Here is a 2,178-nt window from a genome sequence, read left to right on the forward strand (position 1 = left end):
ATAGTGACAATAATAATTTCATGGGAATTATATCTCTAAATTGCTAAATTTTTGTCTAGACAAAGGAGACCACCATACATCATAACCTTGGAGCTATGATGAAAATTTTTAGGGATTCTTTTAACGTAATAGATAAAAGCACCACTGATTTTTTACTAGACTTATGGGCATCTTTCTTCCTTGTAGTTCCTAGTGTATCAACAACTTTTGCATCTGTAGAGAAAATGTTAAAGGATATCCCTGCCAATTCTCTTGGATGGCTTATTATTGATGAAGCTGGGCAGGCTTTACCGCAAGCTGCTGTAGGGGCTATAATGAGAACAAAACGTGTTATAGTGACAGGGGATCCTCTACAAATAGAACCAGTGGTTGATTTACCTGACAATTTAACAAAAAGTATATGTAAACAATTTTCAGTAGATCCAAAACGTTTCAATGCCCCAGAAGCATCAGTGCAAACCCTATCAGATTTTGCAAATTCATATATTTATGAATTTGATACTAAGCACGGAAGTCGTTTGGTTGGTGTGCCTTTACTAGTACATAGACGTTGTGGAAATCCTATGTTTGATATTTCTAATATAATTGCTTATGGAGAATCTATGGTTCACGCCAAGAGTTCTGATAGCAGCTCTGCAATACATAAGTGTCTTGGTTCTTCTAAATGGTTTGATGTTCAAGGAGAAGCGTCAGATAAGTGGTGTCCAGAAGAAGGGCAAAAGGTACTTGAACTATTAGGTACATTAAAGAGTGCTGGAATACAGCCAAATCTGTATATTGTGACACCTTTTAGAGTTGTTGCGAATAATTTACGCAAAATTATAAAAGATAGTCATATTTTAAAATCTTGGATAACTACAGATAGCTATTCTTGGCTTAATGAGCGAGTTGGAACAATACATACTGTCCAAGGTCGAGAAGCTGAAGCGGTAATTTTAGTATTAGGGGCACAAGGATCAGACCAAGATGGCAGTCGAGTATGGGTAGGCAAATTTCCTAACATCTTAAATGTAGCAGTTACCCGTGCTAAAGAAGTTATTTATGTTATAGGAAATAGGGACTTATGGAAAGAAGTTGGAGTATTCCGTGAGCTAGACAGTAGAATTAATTAAGTCTATTGTAGTCAATTTTTGGGGAATTGATATGAACTAATCTCCGAAATTATTTCAAGTATTAGGGCTATTTCGTTTAAAATACTATCCGCAACTTCTGGTGCAGACTCTCGGTAATTGTAATGTATTCTGTACACATTATAAACTTCTGTGTCTCCAATATGAAAGGTTCCACTTGGATAACTTATGCCTATGTTATCTCCTATCTGTTTTGCAGAAATATTTGAGTAAGCTGCAATTACTACTTGTTTTAGATTAGCAATAACTTCAGGTGTGTCGTGTATTGTAAGCAAAAGATGTGATTGACCTTCTGTAGAAAGAGATGAAAGCATATCTGTATAACTTCCAAAACCATACATATCATATGCCATCTGTCCTGGAACATCAAAATGTCTATCTTGCCACGGTCGCCAAAATTCAGTGTTTTCAACTTCATTCAAATTTAATTGTGTTAGTTCACCAACCAACTTGGCAGCTAGTTGATCATTTTCCACCATTCTTGTATTAGATGTAGGATTATCCTGAAAATCGCTTAAATATTCGTATATTTTGCTTACTAAAGCCTGTTGTTCATTAAGTTTGCTTTGCAATGTTGCAAGATTATTTTGCTTACTAGTGAGATTATATTGAATATTACGAAATAACAATATCAAAAACCTAATTTGTGGTTGCTATATTATTTCTAAAAACCCATATATTTTATAAGGTATACAATATATTTTGGTATGTAAAGTGTATTTTGTAAAAAATTAGTGAAATATTTAGTTTAGTGGCAATTATACAATGATTATATAATTTTAGTTGTAGGTAGAATTTAATTTATACACATTATTTTCTTACGACTCCTTAGACAAAAAAATCCCTAAAATACTTTATTATGCGAATTTTGGATAAGAAGTTAAAAAATTTATAATTTTTTACTGATAAATAGTTAGTGCAAGTTATTATTATGTTATAATGAAATATATAAGCAAGTTATGATTAAATAACATGTTCATGAGTTGTCATAAATTATTTAGACATAAGAGTGAATTTTAGTTGATTGAGTAAAGTATGAAAGAACAAA

2 protein-coding genes are annotated in these 2,178 nt (G+C 32.5%); one reads left to right on the plus strand and one right to left on the minus strand.

Annotation, left to right across the window (positions count from 1 at the left end):
* Window positions 1–95 precede the first annotated feature (95 nt).
* Window positions 96–1,112 carry a DEAD/DEAH box helicase gene (locus RiCNE_RS06820; RefSeq protein ID WP_094649806.1) on the plus strand — a complete coding sequence of 339 codons (1,017 nt, stop codon included), beginning with the start codon at window positions 96–98 and terminating at the stop codon, window positions 1,110–1,112.
* 11 nt (window positions 1,113–1,123) lie between these two features.
* On the opposite strand, the gene RiCNE_RS06825 is transcribed toward RiCNE_RS06820, so the two are convergent.
* Window positions 1,124–1,765 (minus strand): hypothetical protein, encoded by a 642-nt coding sequence (locus tag RiCNE_RS06825; protein WP_133062970.1) that lies wholly within the window; start codon window positions 1,763–1,765, stop codon window positions 1,124–1,126.
* Window positions 1,766–2,178 lie beyond the last annotated feature (413 nt).

It is taken from the genome of Rickettsia endosymbiont of Culicoides newsteadi (assembly GCF_002259525.1).
Classification (GTDB): Bacteria; Pseudomonadota; Alphaproteobacteria; order Rickettsiales; family Rickettsiaceae; genus Tisiphia.